Annotated in this window: 18 protein-coding genes; 17 read left to right on the top strand and 1 reads right to left on the bottom strand. The window is 60.6% G+C overall.

Annotation, left to right across the window (positions count from 1 at the left end):
* Positions 1 to 20 precede the first annotated feature (20 nt).
* From surE to WCX18_RS10500, 4 genes are read left to right on the top strand one after another with little or no spacing between them, the layout of a single operon-like run.
* On the top strand, positions 21 to 794 hold the full coding sequence (gene surE / locus WCX18_RS10515; RefSeq protein WP_345987584.1) for a 5'/3'-nucleotidase SurE: 774 nt from the start codon (positions 21 to 23) through the stop codon (positions 792 to 794).
* 2 nt (positions 795 to 796) lie between these two features.
* Complete coding sequence (locus tag WCX18_RS10510; RefSeq protein WP_345987582.1) at positions 797 to 1,438, top strand: ThiF family adenylyltransferase; 642 nt, start codon at positions 797 to 799, stop codon at positions 1,436 to 1,438.
* Entirely contained in the window at positions 1,435 to 2,724 is a 1,290-nt protein-coding gene (locus tag WCX18_RS10505) for a thioredoxin-like domain-containing protein (protein WP_345987580.1), read from the top strand. The genes WCX18_RS10510 and WCX18_RS10505 overlap by 4 nt, the downstream gene beginning before the upstream one ends.
* A 17-nt stretch (positions 2,725 to 2,741) precedes the next feature.
* Positions 2,742 to 3,689 (top strand): AEC family transporter, encoded by a 948-nt coding sequence (locus WCX18_RS10500; protein ID WP_345987578.1) that lies wholly within the window; start codon positions 2,742 to 2,744, stop codon positions 3,687 to 3,689.
* A gap of 21 nt (positions 3,690 to 3,710) precedes the next feature.
* Here the strand turns inward: WCX18_RS10500 and WCX18_RS10495 are convergent, their stop codons facing one another.
* A complete protein-coding gene (locus tag WCX18_RS10495; protein ID WP_345987577.1) occupies positions 3,711 to 5,063 on the bottom strand; it encodes an FAD/NAD(P)-binding oxidoreductase in 1,353 nt (450 codons plus the stop codon).
* 175 nt (positions 5,064 to 5,238) lie between these two features.
* On the opposite strand from WCX18_RS10495, the gene greA reads away from it, so the two are divergent.
* From greA to WCX18_RS10430, 13 genes are all read left to right on the top strand, one after another.
* On the top strand, positions 5,239 to 5,739 hold the full coding sequence (greA, locus tag WCX18_RS10490) for a transcription elongation factor GreA (RefSeq protein WP_345987576.1): 501 nt from the start codon (positions 5,239 to 5,241) through the stop codon (positions 5,737 to 5,739).
* Positions 5,732 to 6,730, top strand: a complete 999-nt coding sequence (argC, locus tag WCX18_RS10485; protein WP_345990800.1) for an N-acetyl-gamma-glutamyl-phosphate reductase — start codon at positions 5,732 to 5,734, stop codon at positions 6,728 to 6,730. The genes greA and argC overlap by 8 nt, the downstream gene beginning before the upstream one ends.
* Complete coding sequence (locus tag WCX18_RS10480; RefSeq protein WP_345987574.1) at positions 6,720 to 7,463, top strand: metallophosphoesterase; 744 nt, start codon at positions 6,720 to 6,722, stop codon at positions 7,461 to 7,463. The genes argC and WCX18_RS10480 overlap by 11 nt, the downstream gene beginning before the upstream one ends.
* A 5-nt stretch (positions 7,464 to 7,468) precedes the next feature.
* Positions 7,469 to 8,584 carry an MlaE family lipid ABC transporter permease subunit gene (locus tag WCX18_RS10475; protein ID WP_345987573.1) on the top strand — a complete coding sequence of 372 codons (1,116 nt, stop codon included), beginning with the start codon at positions 7,469 to 7,471 and terminating at the stop codon, positions 8,582 to 8,584.
* 1 nt (position 8,585) lies between these two features.
* Positions 8,586 to 9,326 carry an ATP-binding cassette domain-containing protein gene (locus WCX18_RS10470; RefSeq protein ID WP_345987571.1) on the top strand — a complete coding sequence of 247 codons (741 nt, stop codon included), beginning with the start codon at positions 8,586 to 8,588 and terminating at the stop codon, positions 9,324 to 9,326.
* Positions 9,323 to 10,288 carry an MlaD family protein gene (locus WCX18_RS10465; RefSeq protein ID WP_345987569.1) on the top strand — a complete coding sequence of 322 codons (966 nt, stop codon included), beginning with the start codon at positions 9,323 to 9,325 and terminating at the stop codon, positions 10,286 to 10,288. The genes WCX18_RS10470 and WCX18_RS10465 overlap by 4 nt, the downstream gene beginning before the upstream one ends.
* The gene (locus tag WCX18_RS10460; protein ID WP_345987567.1) at positions 10,285 to 10,920 is read left to right on the top strand and encodes an ABC-type transport auxiliary lipoprotein family protein; all 636 of its coding nucleotides are present in this window, start codon (positions 10,285 to 10,287) and stop codon (positions 10,918 to 10,920) included. Before WCX18_RS10465 ends, WCX18_RS10460 begins: the two co-directional genes overlap by 4 nt.
* On the top strand, positions 10,907 to 12,079 hold the full coding sequence (locus tag WCX18_RS10455; RefSeq protein ID WP_345987565.1) for a PatB family C-S lyase: 1,173 nt from the start codon (positions 10,907 to 10,909) through the stop codon (positions 12,077 to 12,079). The genes WCX18_RS10460 and WCX18_RS10455 overlap by 14 nt, the downstream gene beginning before the upstream one ends.
* Positions 12,080 to 12,174: 95 nt before the next feature.
* Positions 12,175 to 12,885 carry a hypothetical protein gene (locus WCX18_RS10450; RefSeq protein WP_345987563.1) on the top strand — a complete coding sequence of 237 codons (711 nt, stop codon included), beginning with the start codon at positions 12,175 to 12,177 and terminating at the stop codon, positions 12,883 to 12,885.
* 100 nt (positions 12,886 to 12,985) lie between these two features.
* On the top strand, positions 12,986 to 13,717 hold the full coding sequence (locus WCX18_RS10445) for a Sir2 family NAD-dependent protein deacetylase (RefSeq protein ID WP_345987561.1): 732 nt from the start codon (positions 12,986 to 12,988) through the stop codon (positions 13,715 to 13,717).
* Positions 13,718 to 13,804: 87 nt separating this feature from the next.
* Positions 13,805 to 14,029 (top strand): hypothetical protein, encoded by a 225-nt coding sequence (locus WCX18_RS10440; RefSeq protein WP_345987560.1) that lies wholly within the window; start codon positions 13,805 to 13,807, stop codon positions 14,027 to 14,029.
* A gap of 64 nt (positions 14,030 to 14,093) precedes the next feature.
* Positions 14,094 to 14,522, top strand: coding sequence for a pyridoxamine 5'-phosphate oxidase family protein (locus WCX18_RS10435; RefSeq protein WP_345987558.1), 429 nt, complete (start codon positions 14,094 to 14,096; stop codon positions 14,520 to 14,522).
* A 97-nt stretch (positions 14,523 to 14,619) separates the two neighbouring features.
* Positions 14,620 to 15,300, top strand: a complete 681-nt coding sequence (locus WCX18_RS10430) for a dUTP diphosphatase (protein WP_345987556.1) — start codon at positions 14,620 to 14,622, stop codon at positions 15,298 to 15,300.
* Positions 15,301 to 15,435 lie beyond the last annotated feature (135 nt).

Here is a 15,435-nt window from a genome sequence, read left to right as displayed (position 1 = left end):
AAATAGTAAGGGAAAACAACGTGAAGCAAATTCTTGTCACCAACGACGACGGGTACGAATCGGAAGGGCTGCTGGCGCTGGTGGAGGCGCTGCAGCCCCACGGGCAGGTGACGGTGGTCGCGCCTTCGAGCGAAAAATCGGCCTGCGGCCACTCCCTGACCCTGTCGCATCCGCTCAGTTTCATCAGCGTCGGTGACGATTTTTACAAGCTTGACGACGGGACGCCGAGCGACTGTATCTACCTCGCACTGCACTCGATGTTCGAGGGGCGCAAACCGGACCTCGTCGTCAGCGGCATCAACAAGGGCTCGAACATGGGGGAGGATATCACCTACTCCGGCACCGCGGCCGGGGCGATGGAGGCTGTCTTGCACGGCGTGCCGGCCATCGCCGTCTCACAGGTGATGGATTTTGAAAAGCCTCTGCCGGATTTTGCCCTGGCCAAGCAGACGGTTTCCACACTGGTCGAAAAGATTTTTGCTTCCGAATTCCCCCTGCCGCCGCGCCAGTTCCTCAACGTCAACATCCCGACCGACGTCACTTCTGCTGCGACGAAAGTGACCTATGCGGGGCACCGCTTCTACGCCAACGACGCCCACCTGCACCGCAACCCCCGGGGCAAAGAGTACTACTGGCTGGGGCTGCACCCCCTGGAGTACAAAGCCAGAGAGGGGCGTGAGGAGCTCTGCGACTTTGAAGCCGTGATGCAGGGGCACATCTCCGTCTCGCCGATCATGCTGGACCTGAGTGCGTATGCTTCCATGCGCACGCTCGATGACTGGCTGGGGGCCTAAGGATGCGCTATGAACGTTCCCGCATGCTCCTGGGGGAGGATTTCGAAAAGCTGCAGGGGGCCAGGCTGCTGCTGCTGGGTGTCGGCGGTGTCGGGAGTTTTTGCCTCGACTGCCTGATCCGCTCCGGCGTGAACGACATCACCATCGTCGATTTCGACACCTACGACGAGAGCAACCAGAACCGCCAGCTCTGGAGCGAACACCATATCGGGGAGTCGAAGGTCAAAGCGCTGCAGACGCACTATCCGCAGATCACCGTGATCGAAACGCGCATCGATGAAGCATGGGTGGAGGCCTTTGATTTCGAACCCTATGACCTGGTGCTCGACGCCATTGACGATACGAAGGCGAAACTGGCCCTGGCACAGAAGTGCTACGCGAAACTCATCAGTGCGACGGGTTCGGCAAAACGGCTGGACCCCAGCAAGATCGAAGTGGGAACCATCTGGACAGCCCACGGCGACCGCTTTGCCTCCAAGCTGCGCTACGAACTCAAGAAACGGCGTTTCAGCAAGAAATACCCCGTCATCTTCAGCAGTGAACCGCCGCGGGTGAAGGTCAAGGGGAGCTTCATGGGCGTGACCGCCGCTTTCGGCCTGACCATGTGCTCGCTGGCGGTACGGCGGCTCATCGGTTCGAAATGACGGTCCGGGCCCCCGAGCTCGGCCGCGGCGACTGGGTCACCGGCGGACCGCTCTTGCTGCATGATCTCCGCCCGCGGGTAGTCCTGCTCGACTTTTTCACCTTCGGCTGCATCAACTGCATGAACAACGTGGCCGTGCTGGAACGTCTGCAGTCGCGTTACGGCGACACCCTGCAGGTCATCGGGGTGCACAGCGGCAAATTTGCCCATGAGAAAGAGAGCGATGCCGTCCGTGCCGCCGTTGCGCGGATGCGGATCAGCTACCCCGTCCTCAACGACCCGGAAGGCAGGCTGGTCGACCACTATGCGGTCAAGGCGTGGCCGACGATGGTACTGGTCAATGCAGAGGGGTATATCGCGGCGACCTTCCGGGGGGAAGCGCAGGGCGTCGCCATCGACCTGGCACTGCAGAAGCTGGGACTGTTCCCGCGGGAGGGAACGGCCGACAGTACGGCGCTGCCGGGTCCGCTTCGTTTTCCCGAAGCCGTCATTCGCTCTGATGAACAAACGTTCATAGCCAACAGCGGGGGCGGCGATGTCCGCGAATACAACGTGGCCGGGCAGCTTGTCCGCCGTTTTACCCCCTTCCGGATCCCCGCGGCCCTGGCCCTCTGGGAGGGGATGCTCTATGTCGCCGACCGCGCCGCCGGCAGCGTCTGCCGCATCGACCTGCAGACCGAAGAGCGGACGGTGCTGTTTGAGCAGCTTCGCTCCCCTTCGGCACTGATTGTGGAGGCAGAGACGATCACGGTCGCCGAGGCGGGGGCGCATACCGTCACGGTCTACGACAAGGAGACGCTGCGACCGCTGCAGACCTACGGCAACCGCTTCGAAGCGCTGCGCGACGGGGCGGGGGAGGCGGCCCAGCTGGCCCAGCCGATGGGGGTGGCGCGCTGCGACGACGGCACACTCTGGTTCGTCGACGCGGAGAGTTCCGCGCTGCGCTATATAGAGAACGGACATGTGCATACTGCCGTCGGTGAGGGACTGTTCACTTGGGGCGATTCGGACAGTGACCCGATTCTGCTGCAACACCCCCAGGGTATCGCCTGCGGCCGGGTCGGTGACGGCTGCGGCGGGGGGCGCCTCTTTATAGCCGATACCTATAACGGCAAGCTCAAGGTGTACGATCCCCAAAGCGGCAGGATGATGACATTGATGAAAGATCTGAAGGAACCTGCAGGATTGTGCAAAAAGGGGTGCAGCCTCTATATCGCCGAGAGCGGGGCGCATCGCGTCATAAGGTACGATCTTTCGTCCATGTCTTTCGAGACTTATATCGACTGAAAGACGGGGAGGAGAGCATGGATATTTATGTGAACACGTTGAGCTCGATGCTGGTGCTCACCTGTATCATTCTGCTCGTCGCTTCCCTGCGCCGTTTTGGCATGTTCAGTCCCGATAACGGCACGCTGTTTGCCTCCCTGATCACGCAGCTGACGCTGCCGGCCCTGATCTTCTATGCGCTTTCGCATGCTGCGCTGGAGTGGAAATACCTGCTTGTCACGGGCCTGATGCTGGCGGGGGAACTGCTTCTTTTCGCGCTGGCGTGGGGTGCGGGAAAAGTGATGGGGCTCTCCGCGCCGAAAACGGGCAGTTTTATCCTTGCAGCCGTCTTCGGGAGTTCGGCGCTGCTGGGGTATGCCCTGGTGGCGGAGGTCTTTGGGAAAAATGCGGAGGCAATGGCCGAAGCGTCGCTGGTCTCGGAGCTGGGGGTCGGGTTGCCGCTGTTTACGCTGGGGGCGATGATCGCCATGCACTACGGCAGCAAAAAAGAGCCGGGGTCTGGGACGGCCGGGGCGGCGGCCTTTTTCCGCTCGCCGATATTCATTGCCATTGTGGCGGGGAGTGCCTGGAGCATTGCCGGGCTGTCCGTGACCGGCATGGTGGCCGGACCGCTCTTCGACGCGGTGCAGATCGTCGCGAAGGCCAATACGCTGCTGGTGACCCTGCTTGTCGGGGTCACGCTCGGTTTCGACCGCCTCAGAGAGATCGCCGGTATTGCTGCGGTCGTGCTTCTCCTGAAGCTGGTCGCTTCCCCCCTCCTTATCGCATTGCCGGCCCACTATTTTGCGCTGGAACCGTGGCAGCTCCAGGTGCTGGTCATCGAATCCGCCATGCCTTCGGCCATGCTGAGCGTTGCTTTCGCCAAACGCTACGGCTGTGACGTGCCGCTCGCGTCAAAGCTGGTATTTGCCACCCTGCTCGGCAGTATGGTGACGGTGACGGTTATGATGCGCCTGCTGGCATAGACGGCACCGTTTATCGGCTGATCATGAACTTTTGGCGGCCCCGAACATATCGATGTAGCAGGCCTCGGCCCATCCGTAGATGTTCCGGGCGTTCTCCAGCCCCTCTTCGCCTTTCCAATGTTCATCGGTGACCGGGGTGGCAAACTCGAACTGTTTGCGTTTCGGGTTGTAGGCGTATTCGGAGTGGATGAAGATGCCGTGCTCGGGATAGGCGGAAACGGCGGAGATGCAGAGCGTGACCGGCGACATCCACTTCAGGGGGACCTGTTTGTTGATCTTCGCGGCGAGCATCTTCGCGACGTTCTGCCCTTCGCTGAGCGAGGTGTTCCCCGACTTTGAGAAGCCGGTGGGGCGTGCGTCGCCGGTGACGTAGATGTTGGGATGGCCGCGGACCTCATAGGTCATCGGATCGATGTCCCCCTCGAGACGGTTGTAGACGGTGTCTTTGGCGACCCCGCACACCTCCAGGAGTTTCCCTCCCCGCACATGGGGATAGAAGGAGGCGTCGTCGAATGTGAAGGTGTCGAACTCGGTTTTGACCTGCTTCTTGTCGAGATCGATCGCCTCGATGACGGCGTTGGGTTCGTAGACGATGTACTCCTTGTAGAGCTCTTCGAACGCCGTGTGGAAACCGTGGGCCTTGATCGTGATGTCGTTGTTCTCGTCGAGCAGAAGGACTTTGCCCTTGATCCCGTTGTGCTTGAAGTAGTCCGCAATGAGGCAGGCGCGTTCGTAGGGCGCGGGCAGGCAGCGGTAGTTACCGCCGGGGACGGTCATGAGGAAGGTCCCTCCCTCGAAGGCATGGATCTTGCGTTTGAGGGTCATATGCTCCGAGCCGGGACGGAAGGCGGCCGGGTACTCCTGGCGCAGGCGGTTCTCCAACTGTGGGTCATTGGTCCAGAAGGAGTAGTCGTAGTCGATGCCGGGTGCGAGTACGAGGTAGTCGTAGGCGATGTCGCCCATGGTGGTGTGCAGGGTGTTGCGGGCTTTATCCACGCCCGTCGCGGCGGCATGGAAGTAGGTGTAGCCGTGCTGTTGTGCTGCCTGGTAGTAATCATGGGTGATAAACTCCAGGTCGACCTTGTCCACCAGCCACATGTTGCTGACGGGGCAGGAGATGAAGACGTCGCGCTGTTCGACGAGGACGACGTCGGCCGCGGGGGCGAAGAGCTTGGTGTACTTGGCCAGGCTGAGCCCGGACCAGCCACCGCCGACGACGACGACACGCGTCCCTTTGGGCTTCGGCAGCGTGGCCGGTCCGTCGGCCGGCTGGCTTTTCGGGACGGTTTCGGCGGCTTCGGCGACTCCGGCGGATGCGACGGCGGCGGCAAGGGCTCCGCCGAATTTCAGGGCGTCTCTGCGGGAAAATTTCATGACGATGGCTCCGGTATAGTAGGGTCGGGTGCTGACCGCTTGTTGGACGTTTTGGATACGCTTGAAAGCAGCATAGTAGGATAAAATCGGTTAACCCGCCGTTTCGCCTTTGGCGGTATTCCTGGCGGCGGATGCTGATTGTGCGCTATAATTCATCTAAAAACGAGGAATGATTTTGAGCCAGGCACAACCGATGACCCGTTTCGGATACGAAAAACTGCAAGCGGAGGTCAATCATCTCAAAACGGTCGAACGCCCGGCCATCGTCAAGGCGATTGAAGAGGCCGTGGCGCTGGGGGACCTGAAGGAGAATGCGGAGTACCATGCCGCCAAGGAGCGCCAGGGACAGATCGACGACCGCCTGAACGAACTGTCAGCGCTGCTGGGCAATGCGCAGATCGTTGACCCTTCCACCCTGGAACACAGCCGCGTCAGTTTCGGCTCGACGGTCGTACTGTGCGACATGGATACGGATGAAGAGGTGACCTATACCATCGTCGGCGGCTGCGAAAGCAATCCGCAGCTGGGGCTGATCTCGTTCGCGTCGCCGCTGGCCAAGCAGCTGCTGGGCAAAGAGGAGGGCGACGAGCTCAAGGCCAAGCTGCCCGGCGGCATGAAAGCGTTCGAAGTCATCGAAGTAAAATACCAGGAGATTGTTTTTGAGTGCCATGATTAAAGTCGCGGTCATCGGGGCCAGCGGCTATACCGGGATCGAACTGATCAAAATGCTCATCACGCACCCGCGGTTCGAGCTGGCCTATGTCGCCACGAGCGAAGGCGGCGTCAGCCTGACCGAACTGCACCCCTCGCTGGCGGGCGTCTACGAGTGCGATGTCCTCAAGGCCGATGCCGACGCCGTTGCCGGAGCGGCGGAGCTGGCCTTCCTGGCCCTCCCGCACAAAACGGCGATGGGTTTCGTGAAAGCGCTGCGGGAGCGCGGCGTCAAAGTCGTCGACCTCTCCGCCGATTACCGCCTCAAGCGCGAGACCTATGAGGCGCACTATGTTCCCCATATCGATCCGGAGAACCTTGAGCATGCCGTGTACGGACTGCCGGAACTTTTCCGCAGCGCGATCAAAAAGGCCGACCTCGTGGCAAACCCGGGCTGCTACCCGACCGCGACGATCCTCGGGGCGCTCCCCTTTATGCGTTACATGCAGCCGGGTTCGCCGCTGATCGTGGATGCCAAGAGCGGGGTCAGCGGCGCCGGCAAGAAGTGTACGGAGAGTACCCACTTCGTGACGATCAACGACAACGCCTTCGCCTACAATCCGCTGGGGCACCGCCACGGGCCGGAGATCGCCGAGAAGCTTGCCCTCGAGGAGGGACAGGTCCATTTCGTGCCCCATCTGCTCGGGGTGACCCGGGGGATGCTCAGCTCCGTCTACATGCAGGTCACGGGGAGTTTCGAGCCGCTGGAAGTACTTCAGGCCTACTATGCGGACGAACCGAACGTGCGTGTGCGGACTGAACCGGTCTCGATGAAACAGGTTGCCGGGACCAACTTCTGCGACGTCTTCGCCAAGCGCAGCGGCGATACGCTCTTTATCACCTCGGCCATCGACAACCTGCTCCGGGGGGCGAGTTCGCAGGCCGTCGTCAACGCCAACCTGATGATGGGGCTGGACGAAAACACGGGGATCCCGACCATCGCCTATGTCCCGTAACCCCTACGAGGTGCTGCCCGGTGCGCTGCTGATCAGCGACGCCCACTACGCCGAAACGCGCCCGCAGCTGCTCTCCTTGCTGCAGGCGATCGACACGGGGAAGCTTGACGCACCGCAGCTCCTGCTGATGGGAGATATTTTCGACCTGCTTTTCGGGCAGATCGCAGTGACCCATGTCATGAATGCCGAAGCCGTTGCTACGCTGCAGCGTATCAGCCGCCGCATCCCCGTCCTCTACCTCGAAGGCAATCACGACTACAACCTCGCCGGACTTTTTCCGGATGCCACCGTCGTACCGCTGTCGCGTCAGCCCTTTGCGTGCCGATGCGGAGAACGCACACTGCTGCTGGCGCACGGGGATTTCAACCAGCCGTGGCAGTACAACCTCTATACGGCACTGATCCGCAACGGCGTCATTCTGCACCTGCTGGGCTGGATCAACCGCCTGACCGGGAACGGCATCATCGCGAAACTCGAGGCGCACCTGAACAGGAAAAACCACTGCCACGCCATGACGGACTATGAAGGGTTCGTACGGCGCCATCTCGCCCCGCTGGCACTTGCGGGTACCGATGTCTTTATCGAGGGGCACTACCACCAGGGGATGGCCTACGACTTTGAAGGTCTGCGCTATTTCAATCCTGACGCATTTGCCTGTAATCTTCGCTATGCTATCGTTAGAAACGACCAAAACGGGTTTACCCTGCAGACGCGGGAGTGGAAGGACGGTTAAGGGCAATGGCGCAGCTGCGGATCGAAGAGACCGGACGCGGGATGACGGTATACTGCAGCGGCCTGTGGCAGGCCACGGCGCTCGATGAGGTCGCCGGAACCGTCCGGGAGTCGCTTGCCCCGCTGCGGAGTTACGAAATCACTTTTGAGCTTTCGGGAGTCGAACGGATCGATTCGGCGGGGGCGTTGCTGCTGCAGCATACGCAGCGCCGACTGGAAGCCGGGGGTAACCTGGTCAAGATACAGGGGGCCGATGACGACAGTGCCCGGATGCTGGAGATGGTGCGCCAGTACAGCCATCCCGGGACGGATTTCGCGGTAGCCTCCCCGGGCTTCCTGGCGCAGACCGGGAGGCAGACGGCCGAAGTCCTTGCCAACGGCATGGGCATCACCGCCTTCGTCGGGCGGACGTTCAAGGCACTTGTGAACCTGCTCTTCCTGCGGGTGGGATTCCGTTACAAAGAGACCGGCTACCAGATGATGGAGAGCGCCATCAAGGCCCTGGGCATTATTGCGCTGACGATGTTCCTGGTGGGGGTCGTCGTCGCCTACCAGTCGGCCGTCCAGCTCAAAACCTACGGGGCGAACATCTTCATCGTCGATGCGCTGGGGATCTCGATCCTGCGCGAACTCGCCCCGATGCTGACGGCCATCGTCGTCGCCGGCCGAAGCGGTTCCTCCTATGCCGCGCAGATCGGGGTCATGAAGATGACCGAGGAGATCGACGCGATGCGGACGATGGGCTTCGACCCCTTTGCCTTCCTGGTCCTGCCGCGGCTTTTCGCCCTGATCATCATGATGCCCATCCTCATCTTCTTCGCCGATGCCTTCGGTATGCTAGGAGGCATGCTGATCGCCCATACGGAGCTGGGCCTCTCCGTCACCCTCTTTACCGACCGCTTTACCGAAGCCGTGGCCCTCAAGCACTTCTGGGTCGGACTGGTCAAGGGGCCTTTCTTCGCGGTCCTCATCGCCTCGATCGGGATCTACCGCGGGATGCAGGTCAAAAATGACACGGAGAGTATCGGGATCAACACGACCAAAAGCGTCGTCGAGGCGATCTTCGCCGTGATCATCTGCGATGCGCTCTTCTCCATCGTCTTCACAAAGCTGGGGTTCTGAGATGCGGCCGGTGATCGAGGTTGAAAAGGTTGTCACGCGTTTCGGGGAGCGGCTGGTGCACGACGAAGTGTCTCTGCATATCAACGCGGGCGAGATCTACGGCTTTCTCGGTCCCAGCGGCTGCGGAAAATCGACGCTGATGCGCGAGATCATTCTGCTTGAACCGCTCCAGAGCGGGACCATCCGTCTTTTCGGCGAACCGCTGAACACGCTCTCTTTCGAGGCGGCACAGGCCCTGCGGCGCAAATGGGGGGTGCTCTTCCAGTCCAACGCCCTCTTTACCTCGCTCAACGTTGCCGAAAACATCTCCGTCATGCTCAGAGAGTATACGGCGCTGCCGGCGGGGGTGATCGACGAGATCGTCGCCTTCAAACTGGATATCGTGGGGCTGACGCCCAAAGAGGGGAAGCTCTACCCCTCCCAGCTCAGCGGCGGCATGAAAAAGAAGGTGGCCCTGGCACGGGCCCTGGCCCTCGATCCGCCGCTGCTCTTCCTGGATGAACCGACCTCGGGCCTCGACCCCGTTTCGGCCCGGGAGTTCGATGCGCTGATTCTCAAGCTCCGGGACATGCTACAATTAACCGTAGTAATGGTGACCCACGACCTCGCCTCGATCGAAACGGTGCTCGACCGGATGGCGATCATCGACGAGCGGCGTATCGCCGCCGAGGGGACCCTTTCGGAGGTCAAGCGGGTCGCGAGCCCGTTCATCCGTACTTTTTTTGGAGGTGACGTATCGTGAACGCCAAAACGAACGAGACGATCGTCGGTATCTTTGTCCTGCTCTCCTTGGCGCTGATGGCCTTTTTTGTCATCTGGATGCTGCAGCCGGCCAAGAAGGATGAGCTGCAGAGCTACCGCATCGAGTTCGGCGAATCGGTCTCAGGGCTTAACGTCGATTCGCCCGTCAAGTTCCGCGGCGTCACGGTGGGAAAAGTACGCGCCATCCGCATCAGTCCCAACAATATCGAGAAGATCGAGGTCCTGATCGACGTATGGAAAACGACCCCGGTGAAAACGGATACGATTGCCATGCTCAAATCGCAGGGGATCACGGGGCTGAGCTACGTCGACCTGAGCCGCGGGAGCGAGGCGGCCCCGCTGCTGCAGCCCAAAGGCAAAGAGAGCGTTCCGACAATCCCTTTTGAACCCTCGTTCTTCGTCACGCTCGAGCGTACGTTCGGATCGGCCTCTGACAACATTTCCGAGCTTCTGCTGCGCCTCAAAGAGCTGATCGGCGAGCAGAACCAGGCCGAGGTCTCCCGCCTGCTCTATCACAGCGCCAATGTCGCGGAGAAGCTTGATGCGGGGCTCACCACGGAACGGTTCGCCCATCTGGACGATACGGTCCGGAAGCTGGGCCGGCTGGCGGCGGATCTCGATGCCCGGACGAAGGGACTCCCGCAGCTGCTGCAGAGCGGCGATGCCGCGATGGGGCAGGCCAAGGTCTCGCTTGCCTCCCTGCAGGAGAGTTTTGCCTCCATGGCCGAAACGCTGCGGGTGATCAACGCCCGCAACAAGAACGGCGATTACAGTATCAAAGAGACGATGGGACCGGGCATGGCACAGTTTGAAGTGACGATGCGGCAGATGGAGCAGAGCCTCGTGCTGCTTAACCAGATGCTGCTGCGCTACGGTGAGAACCCCTCGGATATGCTCTTTGAACATCAACCGCCGCAGGTGGGACCGGGAGAAGCGAAATGAAATGGATAACAGCGATAGTCGTCGCGGTATTGATCGGCGGCTGCAGCCTGACGCGGGAAGCGCCGCCGGTGCAGAGCTACCGGCTTGACGGCGGGGAGACGATCAGCGCGGAGCGTGCGGAGGGATGCAGGGAGCGTGTCATCCGCATCGCCCTCATCGAAGCCCCGCAGTGGCTGGAAGGCACGGCGATCCATTACGCCGGGACGGACCACCGTTTCTACCGCTATACCCTCTCGCGCTGGGAGCAGTCCCCGGTGCAGCAGATCCAGCAGCTGATCGAAAAGAGCGTCATCGAAAGCGGCCTGTTCCAGGGGGTGGTTCCGTACAAATCCCTGGCCAAGAACGACTGGCTGCTTGAAGTCCGTATCGAACAGATGCTGCAGACGATCGACAGTAAGGGGGCAGGTGAAACAGACCTGATGCTTTACGCGGTCCTGGTGGACCAGTACAGCCGTCGGATCCTCGCGCAAAAGACGTTCAGCTACCGGCAGCAGGACGCCGACGCCGGTGCACAGAGTGCGGTACGCGGATGGAGCGAGGGTGTCACTGCTTTCAAATCGGCGCTGATTGCGTGGCTGGCAGCGCAGTGCGAGACACAGGCAAGGATTGACCGCAGCGATGTCGATCTTTGACCGCGTCACGGTGCGCAGCGGCGGCAACGCCGAGAAGTACGCGCTGCGCCAAAAGCTTTTCGGGACGGAAGACGTCCTGCCGATGTGGGTGGCCGATATGGATATCGAGACCCCCCTGTGCGTACGTACTGCCGTGATGAAGCGGGCGGAGCACCCCGTCTACGGGTATGAAGAGATGCCCCGCAGCGCCTTTGAAGCCCAGTGTACATGGATGGCAACCCGCCACGGCGTGACCATGGCGCCGGAGGAGCTTTTCTTTTCGCACTCCGTCGTCGCGTCCATCTCCGCCGCCATCGCCGCGTTTACCGACCCCGGGGACGAGGTTGTCGTGCAGCCCCCGATCTACCCTCCCTTCGTCAGTACGGTACGGCACAGAGGCCGAAGGGTGCTTTCTAACCCGCTGCGGCAGGATGAAGAGGGGATCTACCGTTTTGACCTGGAGGGGCTTGAGCAACAGATCACGCCGAAGACGAAGCTGCTGCTGCTCTGTTCGCCCCATAACCCCGTAGGCCGGGTCTGGGAGTGTACGGAACTCGAAGCGCTTGCCGAGATCTGTCTGCGCCACGGCATCACGGTCTTTGCCGACGAGATCCATTCGGACCTGGTCTTTGCCGGGCATAAGCATACGCCCTTTGTCTCGCTGGGAGAGGCAGTCAGGAGGATCACGGTGACGGCAATCGGCCCGGGCAAGACCTTCAACGTCGCAGGCCTGGCCGTGTCGACCGTGGCGATAACGGACACGGCGCTGCGGGAGAGGTTCAAAGCGGTCTACGACACGATCCATTTTGCCCAGGGAACGGTGTTCGGTCATGCCGGCTTCGAAGCCGCTTACCGGGAGGGAGCGGCATGGCTGGAAGCGCTGCTGGGGCACCTTCAAGGCAATATCGACAGGCTCGCCGATCTCACTGCGCGCTTTGAGACGATCGCTTTCCGGCCGCCCGAGGGGACCTACCTCGCCTGGCTGGACTGCCGGCGGATGGGTTTTGAGTCCGATAAGGCCCTGCGGGAGTTTTTTATCAGGGAAGCACGTCTCGGCCTCAGCCCGGGGATCTCATTCGGCAGGGAAGGGAGCGGTTTTATGCGGCTCAATTTCGCCGTCCCGACGCCGACGATGGACGAGGCGCTGTATCGTCTGGAAGGTGCACTGCAACGGCTTTAGAAGCCCCTTTACTGTAATGGAAACGTAATCTATTTTGCCTACACTTCGCGAAAAAATCGGGGGCGCTTTCGCGCGCTCCGGGGGGTGTGAGAGGCATGATGAGATTGGTTGTACTGGCGGTTTGTACGTTTGTAGGTTTGCAGGCGGCGCTTTTCGACGGGGATGTCCATGAGAAGGCGTCGCGCCAGATGGGGCTTCTGAAGCAGTTCAAAGCGAATGCAAGCGATGCCAGCGCGATTACGAAGCGCGGCGAATATACGCTGATAGATGGACAGGCGCAGGGCATTGCCCGTATCCGTTCGGAAGTGCTGACGCTGGGGCTGCCGGATGCGGAGCGCGAAGCGCTGCTGCACGATCTGGATACGTACAAAACGACCGTCACGGACGTCGGCGCACAGCTGCAAAAAAGCGCGCCGGACCTTCATCGGCACTACCGCCAGCTCCTCGACGGCCTTGGGGCGTTCAACAGCCGCCTCGGCAGTATCGGTCTGCGGGAGCTTCTCCACAGCTGGCGGGAACTCAGCCGTATCAAAGGGCGCTTCGTCAAACAGCCGGACGCGCGGCTTGCCAAAGCCTTCGAGGGGGCATGGACCCGGGTCACCGTGACGATTTCGGAACTCTACCTCGACGAGGAGATGGAACAGCCCCTTTTTGAGTACCTGGATGCGTACAAAGCCTGTTTTGATGAAATGAACACTGCCTACCGCGCGGTCGGCTATGCCGATGTAGGCCGTCTGAAACCGCTGACCTACAAGATCAAGATGCAGTTCGAGATGATGGCCCCCCGCCTGGCCGAGCGGCACTGACCCGGCGCTGCGCTTCCGCTCCATTTTGTTTACAGCTTACATGATATCCTGACGGAAATGTACCGGGGTGCTTCCTGGGAATGCTTTCGAAGGAGCGGCCATGAAAAAAGTGATGATCCTGAGCGGCGCCGGTCTCAGTGCCGAGAGCGGTCTGCGGACCTTCCGCGACCATGACGGGATGTGGGAGGAGTATGACGTCATGCAGGTCTGCTCGACCCGCGGATGGGAAGCGGACCGCGGCCTGGTGACCCGTTTTTACAATGCCCGCCGCCACGATCTCGAGGACAAGCAGCCCAACGCGATGCACCGGGCCATCGCCGAATTGCAGCGGCGCTACCCCGGGCAGATCTGGAATCTGACGCAGAACGTCGATGACCTGCTGGAACGGGCGGGATGCGATGAGGTGCTGCACCTGCACGGGACGCTTCGGGACCTGCGCTGCGAAAGCTGCGGGCACGTCTGGGACATCGGGTATGATGAGCAGACGGAAGCGGACTGCTGCCCGCGCTGCGAGAGTGCCGATGTCCGCCACAACGTCGTCATGTTCGGCGAAAGCGCACCGATGTACCGCAAAATTTACGAAGCGGTGAACGATGCGGAGCTCTTCATTGCCATCGGCACCAGCGGCCAGGTGATCGATATCGTCCCCATCGCCCGGGAGTTCGCACACTCCGTCCTGGTCAACCCGAAGCGGGAGGAGTACGTGACGATGTTCGGTTCCTTCGAGCAGACCATCGATGCGTTCTTTACCGACTTTCTCCAGATGGGCGCCGTGGCGGCCGCCGCACCGCTGACGGAGATAGTAGAACGTTTTATGCATGATAATGCGTAGCGTTCTGAAATGGAAATGAGACGTTGCCGTAATGGGGAGGAGATGAAACGCCATTATCATAGCGCCATCTTGCATCCGGAGTGAGCAATGAAAGAGACGACCTTTGTGATCCGTCATCTGGAAAACGGTTGGGGCTGGCCCGATATCGACAGCGACGACGTCGCGGTGGAGTACCTGTGTGAAGAGCTCGAGGTCCCCGAAGAGCTTATCAACGAGGTGCATTGCGGTGAGGGAACGATGCAGCTCTCCCTCATCCCTGACCGCGGCTACATGCGCGATGACTGGTATGTCAACCTGATACGCTGCGCCTGAGGGATGCGGCGCCGTTTCGCGCTATAATCCCTTATGCTATTTCCTACCTTCCACGGCCGTCACGATGCGCGCTGCACTTGACGCCATCGCCGCATTCGTGCGGGAACATCATGTATTGACCCTTGCAACGAGCCGGGACGGCTCCCCCTATGCGACACCCCTGTTTTACGCGTATGACGATGTGCGCAACTGCTTCGTATTCGCCTCGGCGGAGGATACGGAGCACACGGCCCAGATGAAGGCCAACCCCTTCGTGGCGGCGGGCATCGCCCTGGAAACGGATACGGTTGGTAAAATCCAGGGGCTGCAGTGCCGCGGCCGGATCGTCGTTTCCGATGCAGCGGACGCGCGCTGCTACTACGCCCGTTTCCCCTATGCCCGCGCGATGCTTCCTACACTGTGGCGGCTGGAGCCCTCCTGGATGAAACTCACCGACAACCGGTTCGGTTTCGGCAAGAAACTGCTCTGGGAAGCCGCAGCGCCGGTAAAGTAGCCGTACCGGCACACTCGTCTTTTCCTCACGGCCCCGGACGGAAGGGGGGCTGAATACAATTCCCGGTAAAATGTCGACAAAAAAACGGAGCGTACCCATGAACAGAGCTTTACAGATGCTGCAGCTGCAACAGCAGCTCAACGATGCCACGAACGGAGCAGACTGGGAAGCGGGTACGACCAAGAACGGCAAGGCGATCAACTGGAAGCGCTGTATCTACATGGAGTGCGCCGAGATGATCGACTCGTTCGCATGGAAGCACTGGAAGAACATCGCCGCCGAGCCGGACTGGGCCAACCTGCAGATCGAGGTCGTGGACGTCTGGCACTTCGTGATGAGCCTGGTGCTGCAGGAGTACAAGCAGCGCGATCTCGGCAGCCTCGATGACGCGGCGAAGGCGATCGCGATCATGCCTTTTTACGAGATGCTCAACGATGAAGCGGAAGGGTTCGCCGTCGAGAAGCTCGTGATGGCCCAGGTGGAGTCGGTGATGAAAGACGCCCTCGACAGCAAGCCCGACCTGACCAAACTGCTCGCAGACTTTTTCGAACTGGTCCGCATGAGCAACCTCGACCTCACGTCGCTCTACCGCCTCTACGTCGGCAAGAACATTCTCAACCAGTTCCGCCAGGACCACGGCTACAAAGAGGGGCATTACGTCAAGGTCTGGAACGGGGAAGAGGACAATGTCGTGATGAAGCGGCTTTGGGAAGAGAAAGGCGATATGACGCCTGAGGAACTTTATGCTTCTTTGGAAAGTGCCTATCCGGCAGCGTAATTTGCAATTGTTTGTTCCCCTTTTTCTTTGCATGCACAAAGAAAAAGCCGAACCGGGAAAAAGAAAGGGCAACAAGCTGCCGCTTTCGGGATACTCTATTCCTCGGTGATCCGGCTGACACGCAAATGATCGTTT

It is taken from the genome of Sulfurimonas sp. HSL1-2, from assembly GCF_039645565.1.
Lineage (GTDB): Bacteria > Campylobacterota > Campylobacteria > Campylobacterales > Sulfurimonadaceae > Thiomicrolovo > Thiomicrolovo zhangzhouensis.
This window is presented reverse-complemented; position numbering and strand designations above follow the sequence as displayed.